The following is a 16458-nucleotide window of genomic DNA, read 5'->3' as shown; positions in this document are numbered from 1 at the left end:
GGGCGGTCGCTGCGCTCCCGCTGGCCCTCGCGATGCGAGGGCGGTCCCTTCCCCTGCGCTCCAGGGACCGGTGGGGCCGGCCGCTGCGCGCCCGGCTGGCCGCGCGCTGCGCGGCCGGGCCGCTCGGGGTCTGACGGTGCGGCTAGTGGGGCCTCCAGTACGGGAGTTGAGGGGGCGCGGGGCGCTCCCGGCGGGTCCGCTGCGCTCCCCCGCCTGACGGTCCTTCCGGCTGCGCCTCCAGTCCCTTGGGGCCCGCTGGCGCGGGCCGGGCTGGCTACGAGGGTGGGGGGTCGCTCGTTCGTGTCGGGTTCCAGTGTAGCGCGTGCATCCGTGAGATGCAGCATGTACCGTTGGCGGAAACACAGGACACCCCCCAATCGCCCAGGAACCTCCCCCAATTCCGAGAGGAACGACCGCAGATGACCGGTCACCAGGAATCTACCGGACCCGATCCCGCTCTGAGCAGCGATTCTGTGCGCCGGGTGACGCAGTACCAGACGGCGGGCGTCAACGCCCGGTTGAGGCTGTTCGCGCTCCTGGAGGCCCAGGGGGTGCCCGCGAGCGAGGCGGACGACCTGGTGGCCGCACTGGAGGCCGGGGCAGTCGCCGGGGCGCAGTGCCAGGTGGTGGAGCTGGACGGGATGGCGCCGGCCTCTCGAGGCGAGCTGTTCGAGGACGGCTGGGACGAGGGCGTCAGGACCGTGAGCGAGGCCCTGGTGGGCATCGCGGACCGGGAGTGGTCCCGGCGCGGCGGCCGGTCGGCGGGGGCCGCTGAACTGGCCGTACATATCGCGGACGTGAGGAAGCGTGAGCGGGCCGACCTGGTGCGGCTGGAGAGGTTCATCCGGGAGGCCGTGCTGCCGGGCACTCACCCGCACACCACGGCGCGGCGCCGGGTGCTGGAGGCACTGGGCGAGGCCGGCGGTCTGTGCACCGCGCGGACGCGGAACGCGGACGGGGACGTCATCGTCTGCACGCTCGATGCCGGGCACTACGACCCGGACGACAAGCCGCCCTTCAAGGACGGTAAGCCGGGCGGCTGGCATAAGGCGGATGCGTCGATCTGGAACGACCTTGGTGCGGCCTGCATTCCGCACGCGGCCATCTGAAAGACCACGGGAATTCAGGCTCAGGGGAGGCAAGGAAATGTCAGCGATTCCGCTCAAGGAACACCAGGTAGACCAGCGTGCCGCGTTTCGCAGGTGGGTGGGATTCCCTGCAAGGTCATCTGTGCCCCCGCAGGGTGCCCGTGCCACGATCGTGTCAGCGACCGGCTCGGGTAAGACGATCATGGCCGCCGCGTGCGCGCTGGAGTCGTTCGCGGACGGCCGGATCCTCGTGACCGTGCCGACCCTGGACCTGCTCGTGCAGACCGCCCAGGCGTGGCGCGCGGTGGGCCACCGGGCCCCGATGGTCGCGGTGTGCTCGCTGGAGAACGACCCCGTGCTCAACTCGCTGGGGGTGCGGACCACCACCAACCCCATCCAGCTCGCCCTGTGGGCCGGGTCTGGGCCGGTGGTCGTGTTCGCCACGTACGCCTCTCTCGTGGACCGCGAGGACGTCGACGCTCCCGAGGGCCAGCGGAAGGTTCGCGGGCCGCTGGAGGCCGCGCTGGCGGGCGGGGAGCGGCTCTACGGCCAGCGCATGGACGGCTTCGACCTCGCGATCGTGGATGAGGCCCACGGAACCGCCGGTGATCTTGGTCGACCGTGGGCGGCGATCCACGACAACGCCCGGATCCCCGCCGCCTTCCGGCTCTACCTGACCGCGACCCCGCGCATCCTCGCCGCTCCCCGGCCGCAGAAGGGCACCGGCGGCCAGGAAGCGGAGATCGCGACCATGGCCGACGACCCCAACGGCACCTACGGCGCGTGGATTGCCGAGCTCGGGCTCTCGGAGGCGATCGAGCGCGAGATCCTTGCCGGGTTCGAGATCGACGTGCTGGAGATCCGCGACCCCTCCCCCGTTCTCGGGGAGTCGGAGGAGGCGCGGCGCGGCCGGCGTCTGGCGCTCCTGCAGACCGCGCTCCTGGAGCACGCCGCCGCGTACAACCTGCGTACGGTCATGACGTTCCACCAGAAGGTGGAGGAGGCCGCCGCGTTCGCGGAGAAGCTGCCGGAGACCGCGGCCGAGCTGTACGTCAACGACGCGACCGACGAGGACCTGGCCGCCGCCGACAAGCTGCCGAAGTCCTCGATCGACGCGGAGTTCTACGAGCTGGAGGCCGGCCGCCACGTCCCGCCGGACCGCGTCTGGTCGTCGTGGCTGTGCGGCGACCACCTCGTGTCCGAGCGGCGCGAGGTGCTGCGCCAGTTCGCCAACGGCATCGACGCGGCCGGGCGGCGGGTGCACCGTGCGTTCCTCGCCAGCGTTCGCGTTCTCGGTGAGGGCGTGGACATCACCGGCGAGCGGGGGGTCGACTCGATCTGTTTCGCCGACACCCGCGGCTCCCAGGTCGAGATCGTCCAGAACATCGGCCGGGCCCTCCGACTCAACCGCGACGGCTCCACGAAGGTCGCCAGGATCATCGTGCCGGTGTTCCTGGAGCCCGGCGAGGACCCGACCGACATGGTCGCCAGCGCTAGCTTCCGCCCCCTTGTAGCGGTCCTCCAGGGCCTGCGCTCGCATGACGAACGTCTGGTCGAGCAGCTCGCTTCCCGGGCGCTCACGAGCGGGAAGCGCAAGGTGCACCTGCGACGGGACGAGGACGGACGGATCGTCGGGGCCGGCGGCGAGGGCGACGGCGAGGACCAGGAGGACGACGACACCGACGCCGCTGCCGAGTCGGCGCTGCTGCACTTCTCCAGTCCGCGCGACGCGGCCACCATCGCGGCGTTCCTCCGTACGCGGGTGTACCGGCCGGAGTCCCTGGTGTGGCTGGAGGGCTACCAGGCACTGCTGCGGTGGCGGAAGGAGAACGAGATCACCGGCCTCTACGCCGTGCCCTACGACGTCGAGGTCGAAGTGGGGGCGACGAAGGCGTTTCCGCTTGGCCGATGGGTGCATCAGCAACGGAAGGCGCTACGGGCCGGGGAGCTGGAGGAGCGCCGCAAGGCGTTGCTGGACGCGCCGGAGGCCGGGATGGTCTGGGAGCCGGGCGAGGAGGCGTGGGAGAACAAGCTCGCCGCGCTGCGGTCCTACCGGCGGGCCATGGGGCACCTCGCGCCGCGTCAGGACGCGGTGTGGGGCGAGGGCGAGGCGATGGTCCCGGTCGGGCAGCACATGGCGAACCTGCGCCGGAAGGGCGGCCTGGGCAAGGACGCGGAGCGGGCCGCCGTGCGCGCGGCGCAGCTGACGGAGATCGACCAGGACTGGGACTGCCCGTGGCCGCTGGACTGGCAGCGGCACTACCGGGTGCTCGCGGACCTGGTCGACGCCGACGGCGTCCTGCCGGCCATCGAACCCGGGGTGCTCTTCGAGGGTGACGACCTGGGCAAGTGGCTGGAGCGGCAGAAGAACCCTGGCACCTGGGCGCAGCTGTCGACCGAGCAACAGGAACGGCTGACCGCGCTGGGAGTGAAGCCGCTTGAGGCGCCCTCTCCCGCCCCGGCAGCCGAGCATGCGGCGAAGGGCCCGAACAAGGCACAGGCCGCGTTCCAGCGGGGCCTGGCGGCCCTCACGCAGTGGGTGGAGCGGGAAGGCGCGGACCGGCCCGTGCCGAGGGGACACAGCGAAGAGATCGCGGTCGACGGCGAGGCGGAGCCGGTGGCCGTGAAGTTGGGCGTGTGGGTCTCGAACACCAAGTCGAGGCGGGACAGGCTCACGGCGGAGCAGCTGGACGCGCTGCGGGAGTTGGGCGCGCAGTGGGCGTGACGCTCGCGTCGGCGGGTCGTTGAGCCGGTCGGGCATCCCAGAACACAGAGAGACCCCGGGCCGCAGATGCCCGGGGTCTCGTACTGTCTCGCCGCGACGGCGAGGGCCGCTCTCGCGGCACGGGTTAGCGCCGTTCGACGGGCTGTCCCGGGGTGGCCGCCCTGTTGCGCGCGGGCTTGCCTTCATTCCTCTTCTCCGTGCCCACGAGAGCCGGGTTGGCGAGGGAGTCAGTAAGGCTGGGCGGAGGAGGAGGTGGGGGTGGGTTCCCCTGGTTCTGTGTGTCTGTCATGGCCGCCAGTGTGCAGCACGAGACTGACAGTGGAGAGGACGATCCCGGCAGCGACAGCGGCGAGGGCGACCGTCCATCGCTTGGTCTTCCGCTGGTGCAGGCGAGCATTCTTCTCGAACATCCCCACACGCGTTCCGGCCAGGGCCCCCAGCGTCGCGCCCTTCTCCGAACGTGCGTAGGTGTCCAGGACGTCCCGCGGCTTGATGTCCTCGTACTCGGCGAGGTTGAAGACCGAGATGCCGAAGCCGACGGCCACCGCGTACGCCGCGAAGGCCGCGGTGCCGGTGAACGGCTCGAAGCTCCGGGAGGCCAGGAACTGGGCGCCTGTGGCCGCGAAGCCGACCAGGAAGATCGCCTTCGTGTCCACCTTCGCGCCCGACTCCGACTGTCGTGCCAGACGCGCCGCGAGTTCGCTGTTGATCAGCTCCAGGGTCTCTTTCTGATCCTCAAGCTCTTGCGGCGTCATCGTCATGTCCTGAGCGTATGTAGTGCGGAGCGTCCGTTCAGGGTGCCTCGATGAACGGCAGTCCGACTGCGGCGAGCTTCGTCTGAAGGTTGATGTCGTCGCTGGCCACGTAGACGGAAGAGCCGGGATGCCGGGACTGCAGCAGCAAGGTGGAGGCCACCAGGCGGTCATCAGGCACGTCTAGGTCCAGCCAGTCCGGCAGCCCGTCGCCCTTGGGTTCGATGTGCTCGAAGACGGCGTGCACGTCGCCGGCGACTCGGACGCCGCGCCGCACGTCGCCGTTGGTCCGCAGTCCCTTCAGGCGGCGGTCGGCCTTCTTCGCCGCCTCCCGGATATCGGGGTTGCGTCCGGCGCGCTTGTGGTCGTCCAGTTCCCGCAGGACAGCGGGCATCACGTGAACCATGTACCGCTTTCCCAGCACCGGCGTGTAGATCGCCACGTCGGGGTCGTCCAACAGCACGTTCGTGTCGACCACCAAGCGCACCGCCCATGGGTCAGAGGGCAGCAGCTCCCCCAGTTCCCGGAGTGTGGTCACTGCGGCGCGCACGTGGTCGGTGGCCTTGTCGATGGTGGCCGGCACCGTTTTGTCACGCGGGCGCTCAAGCCAGCGCCGCAGTAGGTCAAGGTTCTCCTCAAGGCGCTTGGTGACCTCGGGAGTCGGATGCGGGAAAAGCAGGCGGAACAGCGGCTCCCAGTCCCGCACGCGCCCCAGCAGTTGCATTCGTCGCGCCTCGAGTTCGGGGCTGCTGGGCACCCATCCCCATTTGGGAGCGCCAAGGTGCATCACGTAGTCGCGTCCGCGGTTGGGGTCGGTGTTTCGGATCTGTGAGTCCGCGAGGATCTGCACGAAATCCGCTTCGATCAGGTCCAGGTCCGTCCGGAGGCGATCCAGGTAGGTCGGTGGAGCTGCTTGCGTGGCCATCTGCCGATGATGTCGCACGCCACTGACAGCCCTCACCGGTCAGATGTCCCAGAGCACCTCCGTCGCCGGGCTGACAGCGGCGCGGCGGGGCGCGGCGGCCGTGGCCGACGCGCAACCGGGCTGGACGCGCCCCGATCCCCGGCCGCGACCGCGCCGCCCATCCCGCCCGTCCCTTCCTCCTTCACTCCAGCCAAGGGACATGGGCAGAGCAGCCGCAACGGGGATGTCAGCGATCCGACCACGGCAAAACAGCGTGGTGACCTGCGCGGACGCGGGGACGGTCCTACGGGCCGCGCAACACCTAGCGCAACCCTTGGCGCAACATCCAGCGCAACCCTTGACGCAACCTCGTGCTCCTGGTCGACCGGGGCGACCGCTCACGCGGAGCGTCCTCTTCGGCTACAGCCCGAACTGGCTCATCAGGTCCGCGCACAGTTCGTCAGCACTGCTGCGTCCTTCGTCATCCGCCGCCGCAGGGGAGAGCACGGTGTGAGCAGGCTGGAGATGGTGGGGCCTGCGGGCGTACAGCGGTTCCGTCTCCGCCCCATCTCCCCAGGTCGAGGTGAGCGGTGCCATGGCCCTGGGTCCGTCTGGAGAGGTGATCAGCGAAGTCAGTTGCAGGGTGCTGTCCAGGCGCAACTTTCGCTGGTGCTCCTGCGCGGTGGCGATGAAGTCGTAGCAGCACGCCGTCACCAAGCGCTCGGATACTTGAAGGACGTCGTCCTGTCCTGGGAGCTCCTCGCCCCCCGCGCGGATGAAGGACAGATTGGCGGCCATCACCACGGTGCCGTCGTAGTGCAGCTCAGTGATGATCTCTCGGTTCATGGGTGACTGGAGGTTGTTGCACACCCAGCGGCGCAGGCCGGGGCGCGGGTTGAGTCGGGTGTCCGGCCCCATCCCGACCAAGGGGCCTGGCACCAGCTCTCTCGCGTGCAGAACGCGAGCTCGCGTCATGGCGGCCTCCAAGACCTCCCGTGCCTGATCCCGGCTCATCGTGTAGGCCCCGCGTGGCAGGGGCCTCTGGGGTCGGGAGACCGCGATGAACCAAGCTGAGGGCACGTGGGCGTGCGCGGTGACGGTCTGGGTGATGAAGTCGATGTGCCGCTGGATCTCTTCTTCTGCCCGGCCGACCCGGGCGAAGCGGTCGCGGTAGGCCCGCTCGATCTGGTGCTCTGCCATCCAGGCGGTGTGGTCGTTGTCCCGGTAGGGGACGACCGCAGCCTGCTGTTCCTTGTCGCGTGCTGCGCCGCCGTACACGAAGTGCGGTGCCATCTCGCTGGCCGGCACATCGACGACCAGGACCGTCTTCGTCCCGTCGGTCAGCTCGAATATGTCCAGGTCCGGCAGGTAGGGCTGGACGTGGTTGCGGATCCACTGGGCGTACTGCTGCCGGTTGACCCCGTCGGGGTCGATGCCCGTCAGGACGGTCGTCTTGTCCTGGACCCCGAAGATGATCAGTCCGCCACGAGTGTTGGCCATGGCGGCGACGTCCTTGGCGAACTCGTTCCACCGACCGTCCCGGGGCGGCTGAGGAAGCATCTCCTTCCAGTCCAGGTCGTCGGACTCCTCCAAGTTGTCCGCTGCGGCCTGGCGGACCATGTCGAAGGTGAGGGGACCGGGCGGGCATCCGAGGTGTTCGTGGAGTCTTGTCCATGTGCGTGCCATGCGCGGCAGCGTAGAGGGCGTATCGACCTCTGTCAGAGACGCATTCCCCTGCGATGGCGGGCGAGGATTAACACTCCAGGAAACTGATGGCTCACTCTGAACAAGAGAGCCCCCGTACTCACTCGGAACACATCGGGCGCCGCTGCTGTCTGGCGGCCTCCCGGACTCGGCAAGGGGCGAGAACCGTTTCCGCCGACGTCCCGGAGGCCGTTGTGCTGTTCCATCTGCTCCACTACCTGACCGACCTGGCGGCTCACACTGCGCCCGACAGCGACGCCCTGACGCTGCTGCGCAACCTGACCGGCACCGTCTACGGGACGGCTCACCTGGTCCGGCTGCTGCGGCGTCCGGGCCGGCGCCGGGACGTCCGGGTGGTAGAACCGGGCATGACCTTCATAACGCCCGGCGTGGCTGCTGCCGGCATCAAGGCCACGGGCAGTGTGGCCAGCGCTCTGATCGGACGGTACCGGCCCACGGGTGTGCCTCGGCTGGGCAGCAACGAGGACCGCGCGGAGGCGTACCGGCGGCTGCTGGACGCCTCCGCCCGCTCGTTCGGCTACGCCTACCAGTTCGCCCATCTCCGGCGTGAGGCCGGGCGGGCGGCGGACAAGGTGTTGCTGGGCCAGGTGCCCCAGGCTTGGGAACTCAGCAGCGAACTCATCGGTGCGCTGCAGGGCGTGCGGCTGTGCGGCAGCGTGCACGTCATCGCCACCGCGGAGACCCTCGTTGCCGCGACCGGTGACCTGGACCTGAACGAGAGGAACGCCGACCGCTTCCAGCAGCAGGCCGAGGCTGTGGTGGCCGCCCGTGATGCGTTCCTGGACGTCTGCCGGGAAGACCTCGCCTACACCGCCCGTTGGTGGCAGGTACGTCGACGGATCAAGGAGCACCGCTTCCTGCGCAAGCAGGCCGAGCGTTGAAGTGCCGGCGGTGGCGCCGTAGCCAGCTGACCGAGGGCCATTCGTAGGGGGTACGGCCGCGCCCGCCGATTTCCCCGCCTGACGATGCCGCGTGACGACGGCACCCGCCAGCGGCTCGCCCTGGTTGCTGCGCCGCGCACCCGGGGTCCGTGTTCAGACGGCCCGGTCGACGGGCGCGGCCGCCAGGCGGTCCAGGCGTTCGTACAGGGCCCGTACGAGCCGGGCGCGGTTCTGGGCGCAGCGGGCGGTGCCCTGGATCGGTTGGGAGAGGCGGCCGGCGGCTTCGCGGAGGATGACTTCGGCGAGGGCGCCGCGGCCGTCGTTCTTCGGCAGGGCGGCGGCGTGGCGCTGGACGTCGGCGGCGACCGCGCGGGCGTGCCCGGTGAGCTGGAGGGCGATCTGCTCGTAGTCGCGGGGCGTGAGGTTCGGGTCCTGCCATGCGAGGACGGCGGTGACGAGCGCTTCGTACGGGGCTCGGTCCAGCGGCAGTTGGGCGTCGACCAGGCCGTGGGGGTCGTGGAGCACGGTGTAGGTGTCGCTCACCGGCGCCTCGCCGCGTCGTCCTGGTCGTGGTGGTCGGTGCGGTCGTCCGGGGCCGCCTGGGCAAGGAAGCGGGCGTAGCCGCGGTCGGCGCGGGCCAGCAGGGCCGGGGAAGGCCGGCCGAAGGCGGGGGGCTGGAGGCCGCGTCCTTCGGGTGCGGGTCCGGCGGGTGTGGGTGCGCTCATGGGGCACCGCCTCCGTTGCTGGGTTGCGTCGGTGTCGTTCGACGCTACGGAGGCCGCCACGCGGCTCTCAACGAGATTGCGGGTAATTGCGGAAGTTCACTCCAGGGCGTCGATCGCGGCCTGGATGAGGGCGCGGGCGGCGTCGCCGTAGACGGCCATCGACGCCAGGCCGGCGAACGCCTTGGCGTAGTCGGCGACCTCGCGCGGCTGCGTCACCTTGATCTCCGCCGTGAGCGTCTCCACCACGGCCATGGTGTCGTCGTGGACGTAGAACGCCTCCAGCGGCCACACGGTGCGCCGCGCGGTGAACGGGATGATCCCCAGCGAGATCGAGGCGAGCGGCATCACGGCCAGGAGGTGGCGCAGCTGCCCGCGCATCGCGTCGGGGTCGGCGGTTCGGTAGCGCAGGACGGATTCCTCGAGGAGGACGACGTAGAGGTGGCCGCCCTCGTAGAGGAACCGGGAGCGGGCGACGCGGGCGGCGACGGCTTCGGCGATGTCGTCGGGGGTGCCCTGGAAGCGGGTGATCTGCTCCATCAGGGCTGTGGCGAACGCTGGCGTTTGGAGGAAGCCGGGCGGGAGGTTGGAGACGTAGACCCGGCAGTGGCGGGTCTGCTCGTGCAGGGCGTACCAGTCCTCCTGGACCTGGCGCATGCCGTTGCGGTGCAGGCGGCGCCACTCCATGTACATCGAGTCGACCGCTCGGGCGGTGGCGATGAGGTCGTCGGCCTGGTCGTCGGCGCCGCACGCCGCGCACCAGGTGCGGATGTCGCTGTCGGAGGGCGCGGCCGTGCCCTTTTGGATGCGGGTGGTCTTGGCGGGGTGCCAGCCGCACCGGGCGGAGAGTTCCTTCCCGGTGAGGCCGGCGTCCTTGCGTAGGTGCTGCAACCGGACGGCGAGCGCCTCGCGGGCCGCCTGAGCGCTGGACGAGGGGGAGGCGGTCGTCATGAGGTGCGGGGCCCTTGGGTTGCGCGTCGGTCAGATGCGGTAGTCGGCGTGGTCGATGGCCAGGTCCCACACCGAGCGGAACGCCTCCACGCACAGCTTGACCGCGGCGGGGTCGTCGGTGTGGTCGGGCTCGAGGGCCTGGCCGTCGCCGGAGAAGATGTTGAAGCGCACGAGGCGGTCGTCGATGAGCCAGAAGTCGTTGCCGGGCAGGGCGAGGGCAGAGGCGCGGCGGCGGGGCAGCCAGCGGACCTGTTCGCCGGCGCGGAGGTTGGCGTCGGTGATGGCGTGCTCGAAGCGGATGTAGTCGGTGACGGGCTCGGAGACGATCCGGGCCCGGCAGACCTGCACGCCGCGGGCGACGGTCCGCTGGACCAGTGTCAGCCACCCGCTCCAGAACTCCGAGTCGTCCGCGGGCACGCTCCCGTCGCGCAGGAAGGCGTCGTAGACCTCGCGCTCCTCCCCGACGGCGTAGACGTCGCGGAGCTCCAGGTGCAGGGCGTGGGTCTGGGCGGAGTCGAGCAGGTCCTCAAAGCTGGGTGCCGGCGGCCTCTGCGGCATCGCACGCCCTCCTGATCTGCTCCACCATGCTGAGCGGGATCCGGACGATCCCCTCGTCGTCTGCGGGCGGGCTGTCCTGACGGCAGGTGGCCCGGGTCGCCGCGTCGGCGAACTTGCCCTGCAGAACCAGTTCCGGGCCGTGAGCGGTGTCGGTGTCCACCCACACCGCCGGGCAGTTTCCTCCGCCCGAGTTCGGGTCCGTGCCGAAGAAAAGTAACGCCATGATCCCCTCCGAAGCGAGCCGGTTGCGCGTAGTTGCGTGACGACCGTCCCGCGCCCTGCGCGCCCGGTCAATATCGCGGATCGGCGGACCATCGCCGTGCCATCCGGACGGGTGATTTCCCTTCGCGTACGCGGGCGCAGTTCTGACGGAGTGCGTCCAACTTGCCTTGTTTGAGGGGGTATTGACAGCTTTTTATGTGTTCTGTCATGTTCTGTCTGCCGCTTCCGGCGAACGAGCGAGAGGTGATCTCATGCGACGAACCGAGTACGACGCGGGACAGGCCGCCAAGCGCCTGAAGGTGCCCGCAGCCGCCTTCCGGTGGGCCCGGCACATCGGCCTGATCCCGGCCCCGGACGCGTCGTCCTACCAGTGGTCCCGGGCCGCCGTGGAGGCGCTGGACGCCGACGCCATCCGGGCCGCGATGCCCTCCCCGCCGATCTCCGGCGGCGCGGCGGCCGACCGGATCGCCGATGCGCTCGGCACCCCGAACGTGATCGGCGAGAAGACGAACGTGACGGCGTTCGTGGTGCGCCGGTTCGTCGAGCGGGGCCTCCTGGTCGACCTGAGCGCGAACCCGGACGGGACGCTGCACCACCCCGGTCAGGTCGCGGAGGTCTGCCGACGCGAGGACTTGGCGGACCTGGTCGCCGCCGATACCCCGCTCGGGCCCGAGCAGGCCGCCGCTCGCCTTCGGGTCCGTCGTGCCGACTTCGACCACATGGTCCGGCTCGGATGGGTCCGCTCCCCGCAGTCGATCGAGGTCCGCTTCGGCACCAGCCGTGCCGGGGCTGTCGACATCGCGCTCTACACCACGGCCTCCGTCGACGCGATCGTCCCCGCCCACCCCGAGGTCGATTGGGAGCAGCTGCGCGCGGTGGAGAAAGGCCGGCGCTCCCCGCTCGCCGCGCTGGCCAAGCAGGCCGCCCCGGCCTGACCCGAGCCGCTGCTCGTCGACGCCGCCCCTCCTCTGTGTCCGACAAGGAGGGGCGGCGTCGCGTGTGGGGTCAGCCGCGGCGGCGGAACAGGCCGCGGAGCTTGCCCGGCTCCTGGTCGTGCTCCGGCTCCGGTTCCGGTGGTGTGGCGGCCTGGAGGCGGGCTGCTTCGGCGGCGGCTTCCTTGCGGGCGACGTCGTCGGCGTGGCAGTCGCTGCACAGCGACAGGTCCCCGGCCTTCCAGGCCGTTCTCGTGGTGGTCTCCTCCCATCGCTGGTCGGTGAACTTCCTTCCGCACCGCTTGCACACCGGCCGCTGTGCCTCCCGCTCAGCCACGCGGCGCCGCTCGTCTTCCGCTTCGGCGCGGGCGTACTGGCAGCGGTAGAGAGCATGGCCGTCGGGGTTGTCGAGCGCGTCGGTCAGGGTCTGTTCGTCCTTGCGCCCCAGGCGCCGCCACACCGCCGCATCCGCGCCGTGCTGTTGGAGCTGCTCCAGGGTGGTGACGACGACCGGCACGGCTTGGCTGTAGTCCTTCGCCGTGATCGCCTCTTGGTAGTAGGTCTCGTACCGGCGCGGCGCCCAGTAGCGGCGGCCGGCTTCCTCGAGGACCTTCACCGTGTTGTCGACCTTCGCCTCGGTGGTGTCGGCGAATACGAACGCAAGTGGCACCAGGCCCTCCCGGCCGGTCGGCGGGTAGACCCGGCGCCACAGCCGCTTCTCGTGGTCGACGTCCTCGATCGCGCCCGGCCGGGAACGGACCAGGTCCACGGTGAGCTTGGCCGCATCCTTCGGGAGCAGCCGGCCCCACTCCCAGTACCGGCGCAGCTTGGTCACCAGATCGTGCGCGTCCTCGGTGCGGCGATCAATCTCCAGCAGCATCACCGGCACCCCGGCCGCCGGCGCCCGCACCACCAGATCCGCCCGCTGGACGTAGCCGTCCGCGAGCCGGTGCGGAATCTCGGTGGCGAAGCCGAGCCGGTGCCCGATCCCTGCACGGTGGAGTTCGGCGGCCGTCGAGGTGACCGCCGCGGAGTGGTCGTCGTAACTCGTGCCGAGCAGCTCCCCGGTGACCGGGTCGTACTTCTCCTCGCGCAGCGCCGAGACCCGTATGCCCTTCGGCTCCAGCAGCCGCTTCGCCTCGCTGTGTCCTCGCTTGGTCAGCACCCACACCTGCCGCTGGTCCTCCCGTACAAGCTCGACCCGCACCAGGTGGTGGTCCTGAAGATCCAGGAGGTTGTCCCGTGTGAGCTTGTCGTGCTGGTTGTCCGGGCGGGTCAGCTTCCACAACTGATCGGGCGTAGCCCTCTGGAAGATCCCCAGCGCTTGCAGCAACTCCCTCCGCCGGGGCCCTGTCGAGTTCTTCCTGTGAGTAGGACGCCTTGGGGCATGAGGGTTGTCGGACCTGCGGCGCCCCCCTGTCCGCCGGGTCTGACCTGCGGAAACGTCCGGCCCGTGGTGACGGGTCGCGGAGGGGGTGGTGGAGGGGTCCACGGAGGGGGCCTGTTCGGTCCGGTCAAGGGGCTGCTCGGGATCGCCGGCGGTCGCCAAGGGATGCTCCTGGAGGTGGGGCGGGCCTATCCCGCCATTCACCTTGTACAGGTTCGGTTTTCGGCCCTCGTGTGACGCCGACCTCGGAAAGCCCCTCCGCCGTGACCGCATCGTGATCAACCCGGCGGGGGGAGAGTTCTCCCCCCGCCAGTGGCCGGACTCTGTCCACAGGGCCGGAGTTCGAGGGTGTCTTCGAGGCCGCCGCGATCAGCAGGGGCGGCCCGAACGTGAGGAGCTGTCATGCCCGAGAACACCGTCACCGTGCCGCTCGCCCCGATGGAGCCGGAGGACGTCGCCGCCGCTTTCGCCTACATCCGGGCGATCCATGCCGCCGACATCGACACCGCCTGCGCGATCGCCGACGACACGGGCCCGGAGCTGCACCGGCTGCTCCTGGACGTCGCCGCGCGCGTCTTCATCCCCGTCACCGCCGCGGACGACCACGACGGGGAGCCGTGCGCGCACTCCTTCCTGGCCGCAGCGCTCGGGCGCCTGCTGCTGGAGCTTCTGTGCCACGGCGTGTGCCTGGGCGGTCTGCCGGGCATCGCCGACACCATCACCCGCTTCACCGAGAACATCCTCACCGAGGACCACGGCGGCGTCGCTGACGTCCTGCGCCAGCTGGAGGCCGCGGGGATGAAGCAGGCGATGGAGGCGCACCGCACCACCGCGTAGCCGCACCTCCGGGACGGCGATGGTGCGGTGCGGCGCGCGTCCCCGGCGCACCACCGCACCACCGTGGTGCGCTCCACCGGCACCGCCGCACCGCACCGCACCACTGCGGTGCGCTCCACCGCACCATCGAACCGCACCGCCAGGAGCCGGCGGTGCGGTCTCCCGGCGTCGCCGCACCGCGCCGGGGCACGCCACGGCCGGGCGGGCTCCTCTATCACACACCCCCTTGACCGCGATCTGATCGCGAGCCGAAACCGGCGATGTCAAGGAGAAACATCGCGGTAGCAGAGCTGGACAAGGGGGTGTAGCGGAGCCGGACAAGGGGGTGGCGCGCGTCCGGCCGTCGGGTGCAGCGCACCGGTGCGGTGGACCGGCGCGCGCGAAAGTGCCGGGCACCGTCGGAGTGGTGCGGTGCCGGACGCGGTGGCGCACCATCGCGGTGCGCACCACGGTGGAGTCCATCGTCGACCGGCGCACCAAAGTGGGCTCCACTCGGTGGAGCCCACCGGGTGGAGCCCACTGAGTGGAGCCCACTCGATGTTCTGCATCCGGTGGCGATACGCGACGCCGGTGGACTCCACTCAGTGGACGGTGCCGGGCCTCGTCACCACAGCCAGGCGTTGGAGTGCCGCACCCGGGACAGGGCGCGGGCATCGCGGCGCGCGGCCGCGTTGCCGATCCGGCTCTGCCGGGCGCGGGGTCGGCGCGAGTTCCGCGCGGCGAGGCGGCGCTTGGCGGCTTCCTGGAGTCGCTTGCGCTGCTTGCGCAGCTCCTCCTTCTTCGCCGCCTTCGACTTCGGCTTCCGCGGGCGCTTCCAGATCGGCTGCCACCCCACGGGCTCGTCGGCTTCGAGCTCCTGGTCCTCGTCGAGTGCGGCGGCCATCTGCTCGCGGGCGGCACGAGCGCGGGCGAGGGCTTCGTCGGGGTTGGGGCGTTCTTCCGGGGTGTTCACGTGACTCCTCCTGTGGTTCGGCCCGGCGTGTGCTGGGTGCCGGGCTGCTGGGTGTGCGGCTGCGGGACTGCCGCCGGGGTGGGCTGCGGGCGGAGGCCGTGGGCGGCTTCGCGCGCCCGCTGGCTGTCCTGGAGCGTGGCGGCCACCTGTGCGGCGGCGGCTTCGAGCGTCTGGCGGGTCTGCTCCACCGTGTCGATGCCGGTCTCCGGCTCCGGGAGGCGGCCGTCCTTCCGGCCGTCGCGGAAGGGCCGCGGGCGCGACCTCGAGGCGGCGGGCACGGCGACGGTGTACGGGCGGGGGCGGGAGCCCAGGCGGTCCGCTCGCCGCGAGGCACGGACCCGGGCGGCCAGGGCATCGGCGGCGACGCGGGCCCGCTCGTGCTGAGTCGCCGTGCGGCGGCGGGTCAGCGGGCGCAGCACGGCCTGGTCCTCGGTGTCGCGCGGGTACAGGGCGCGCAGGTCGGCGGTCATCCTCCGGCCGCGCCCGACGGGCCGGGTGTGGTCGTCGAGGACCGTCTGCACGATCTGTTCGTCCAGGCCGGGTTCGTGGGGGCGGCCGCGCAGGGCGTAGGCGAGGTGGCGGCGGGCTTCGGCGAGGAGGTGGTGGCGTTTGAACGCGCCGCGCATCACGTACACCACGGCGACGGTGTCCACGGCCGCCAGCGCTACGTCGACCACCGGCCGCACCCGGGCCCACACCGCCGCGGCCGCCGCCCGCGCCCGCTCAGCGAGCCGGTAGACGGTGCAGGCGCCGAACGCCCGGATCGCCGATTCCCGCCATCGCGTCCGCAGCTCGGTCAGCGACAGCAGCTCGGTGCGCTTGGGCGGGCGGGTCTGGTCGGCGGCTTGGCAGGCCAGCGCGTAGCCGGCCCGCTCCCCCGGCGCGTGCCCCTGCCGCTCCTCGTACTGGGCGGTGATGACGGACAGCGCGTCTTCGATCTGCTGGCGGCGGGTCGACTGCCAGCCGATCAGCCGCCAGTCGATCCCGGCGATGTCCATCACGGGCCGGCGGCCGGGCGTCACCTCGCGCGGCTCCCACGCCCACCCGAGCCGCGCCGTCACCTCCTCCATGAAGTAGAGGGTGTAGAGGGTGTCGGCGGCGACGATGTGGGTCATCAGCGAGTCCGCCGACAAGTTGCCCCACTTCCCGTCGTGCGGCCGCCGGGCGCGGACCGACACCACCGCGTGGCTGTGGAGCAGCGGCCTCGATTCCGTGGCGCGTGACTCGTAGTGCCGGAACACGGCGACGACCAGCCCGTCCTTGACCCGGGCGCGCTCCTTGCCGCCGGCCTTCCAGCGGATCTCGGCGACCGACTCCTCCAGCCACGCCAGGGTCTTGTCGCGGGCGATCCCGTCGCACAGCTCCAGGACCCGGCGGTGCTGGTCGTCCATCAGGGCCCACGCGATGTGTGCCGTCGGCGGGGGCCGGAACACCAGGTCGAAGGCCAGCCAGGGCGTGCGCTCCTTGGCCTTGTCGGTCTCGGCCGACTGGTTGTGCTCGATGGGTCTGCCCAGCACGGTCGCCCGCCGGGCGCGGGCCGGGCTCTCGCCCTGCGCCAGGAGCTCACGCTCGATCCGGTCGGCGTCCGGGTGCCGGCCTTCCCCCAGGAGGAGCTCGGCCTGCCGCTCGGTCACCACGTCCCCGGCCGCCAGGCCAAGCGCGGCGAGGCCCCGGCCCTTCCACACCCCGGGCGGGACACCGGCCTCGTCCTGGGCGGCGAGCAGCGGCGTGCCCGCCCGGCGGTGGCCGTCGCCGACCATCACGCCACGGAAGAGGTAGCGCGGCCCGGCCCCTGGGCGAACTGGCGACATGCTGATCATCG

At 71.2% G+C, this 16458-nt stretch carries 16 protein-coding genes; 5 read left to right on the top strand and 11 right to left on the bottom strand.

What is annotated here, in order from left to right; all coding sequences use genetic code 11:
* Positions 1 to 482: 482 nt before the first annotated feature.
* Both B9S61_RS43365 and B9S61_RS34700 read left to right on the top strand, forming a co-directional pair.
* Positions 483 to 1109 carry a hypothetical protein gene (locus B9S61_RS43365; RefSeq protein WP_308457808.1) on the top strand — a complete coding sequence of 209 codons (627 nt, stop codon included), beginning with the start codon at positions 483 to 485 and terminating at the stop codon, positions 1107 to 1109.
* A 37-nt stretch (positions 1110 to 1146) separates the two neighbouring features.
* On the top strand, positions 1147 to 3813 hold the full coding sequence (locus B9S61_RS34700) for a DEAD/DEAH box helicase (protein ID WP_103545731.1): 2667 nt from the start codon (positions 1147 to 1149) through the stop codon (positions 3811 to 3813).
* 227 nt (positions 3814 to 4040) lie between these two features.
* Here B9S61_RS34700 and B9S61_RS34695 read toward each other — a convergent pair whose 3' ends face one another.
* The 3 genes from B9S61_RS34695 to B9S61_RS34685 form a co-directional block, all read right to left on the bottom strand.
* Complete coding sequence (locus tag B9S61_RS34695) at positions 4041 to 4574, bottom strand: hypothetical protein (protein ID WP_181007666.1); 534 nt, start codon at positions 4572 to 4574, stop codon at positions 4041 to 4043.
* 31 nt (positions 4575 to 4605) lie between these two features.
* Entirely contained in the window at positions 4606 to 5490 is an 885-nt protein-coding gene (locus B9S61_RS34690; RefSeq protein WP_103545730.1) for a PIN domain-containing protein, read from the bottom strand.
* A 399-nt stretch (positions 5491 to 5889) separates the two neighbouring features.
* A complete protein-coding gene (locus B9S61_RS34685) occupies positions 5890 to 7155 on the bottom strand; it encodes a helix-turn-helix domain-containing protein (protein ID WP_103545729.1) in 1266 nt (421 codons plus the stop codon).
* A 212-nt stretch (positions 7156 to 7367) separates the two neighbouring features.
* Between B9S61_RS34685 and B9S61_RS34680 the strand changes: the two genes are divergently transcribed.
* Complete coding sequence (locus tag B9S61_RS34680; protein ID WP_103545728.1) at positions 7368 to 8075, top strand: hypothetical protein; 708 nt, start codon at positions 7368 to 7370, stop codon at positions 8073 to 8075.
* Positions 8076 to 8228: 153 nt separating this feature from the next.
* On the opposite strand, the gene B9S61_RS34675 is transcribed toward B9S61_RS34680, so the two are convergent.
* The 5 genes from B9S61_RS34675 to B9S61_RS34655 form a co-directional block, all read right to left on the bottom strand.
* Entirely contained in the window at positions 8229 to 8618 is a 390-nt protein-coding gene (locus tag B9S61_RS34675) for a DUF6415 family natural product biosynthesis protein (protein WP_103545727.1), read from the bottom strand.
* Positions 8615 to 8800, bottom strand: coding sequence for a hypothetical protein (locus B9S61_RS34670; protein ID WP_103545726.1), 186 nt, complete (start codon positions 8798 to 8800; stop codon positions 8615 to 8617). Before B9S61_RS34670 ends, B9S61_RS34675 begins: the two co-directional genes overlap by 4 nt.
* Positions 8801 to 8896: 96 nt before the next feature.
* A complete protein-coding gene (locus tag B9S61_RS34665; RefSeq protein WP_103545725.1) occupies positions 8897 to 9748 on the bottom strand; it encodes a helix-turn-helix transcriptional regulator in 852 nt (283 codons plus the stop codon).
* A 30-nt stretch (positions 9749 to 9778) separates the two neighbouring features.
* Positions 9779 to 10306, bottom strand: a complete 528-nt coding sequence (locus tag B9S61_RS34660; protein WP_103545724.1) for a DUF6879 family protein — start codon at positions 10304 to 10306, stop codon at positions 9779 to 9781.
* The gene (locus tag B9S61_RS34655; RefSeq protein WP_103545723.1) at positions 10275 to 10529 is read right to left on the bottom strand and encodes a hypothetical protein; all 255 of its coding nucleotides are present in this window, start codon (positions 10527 to 10529) and stop codon (positions 10275 to 10277) included. Before B9S61_RS34655 ends, B9S61_RS34660 begins: the two co-directional genes overlap by 32 nt.
* A gap of 250 nt (positions 10530 to 10779) precedes the next feature.
* On the opposite strand from B9S61_RS34655, the gene B9S61_RS34650 reads away from it, so the two are divergent.
* Positions 10780 to 11463, top strand: a complete 684-nt coding sequence (locus tag B9S61_RS34650) for a hypothetical protein (protein WP_181007665.1) — start codon at positions 10780 to 10782, stop codon at positions 11461 to 11463.
* Positions 11464 to 11533: 70 nt separating this feature from the next.
* Here B9S61_RS34650 and B9S61_RS34645 read toward each other — a convergent pair whose 3' ends face one another.
* Positions 11534 to 12748: a hypothetical protein gene (locus B9S61_RS34645; RefSeq protein WP_103545722.1), complete on the bottom strand. Its 1215-nt coding sequence runs from the start codon at positions 12746 to 12748 to the stop codon at positions 11534 to 11536.
* 501 nt (positions 12749 to 13249) lie between these two features.
* On the opposite strand from B9S61_RS34645, the gene B9S61_RS34640 reads away from it, so the two are divergent.
* Positions 13250 to 13684: a hypothetical protein gene (locus tag B9S61_RS34640; RefSeq protein WP_103545721.1), complete on the top strand. Its 435-nt coding sequence runs from the start codon at positions 13250 to 13252 to the stop codon at positions 13682 to 13684.
* A 604-nt stretch (positions 13685 to 14288) separates the two neighbouring features.
* Here B9S61_RS34640 and B9S61_RS34635 read toward each other — a convergent pair.
* Entirely contained in the window at positions 14289 to 14636 is a 348-nt protein-coding gene (locus B9S61_RS34635; RefSeq protein WP_103545720.1) for a hypothetical protein, read from the bottom strand.
* Positions 14633 to 16456, bottom strand: coding sequence for a MobF family relaxase (gene mobF, locus B9S61_RS34630; RefSeq protein WP_258040015.1), 1824 nt, complete (start codon positions 16454 to 16456; stop codon positions 14633 to 14635). Before mobF ends, B9S61_RS34635 begins: the two co-directional genes overlap by 4 nt.
* Positions 16457 to 16458: the final 2 nt, after the last annotated feature.

The organism is Streptomyces sp. SM1 (assembly GCF_002910825.1).
Lineage (GTDB): Bacteria > Actinomycetota > Actinomycetes > Streptomycetales > Streptomycetaceae > Streptomyces > Streptomyces okerensis.
Note: the sequence above shows the minus strand (reverse complement) of the source record. Positions and strands in the feature narration are given on the sequence as shown.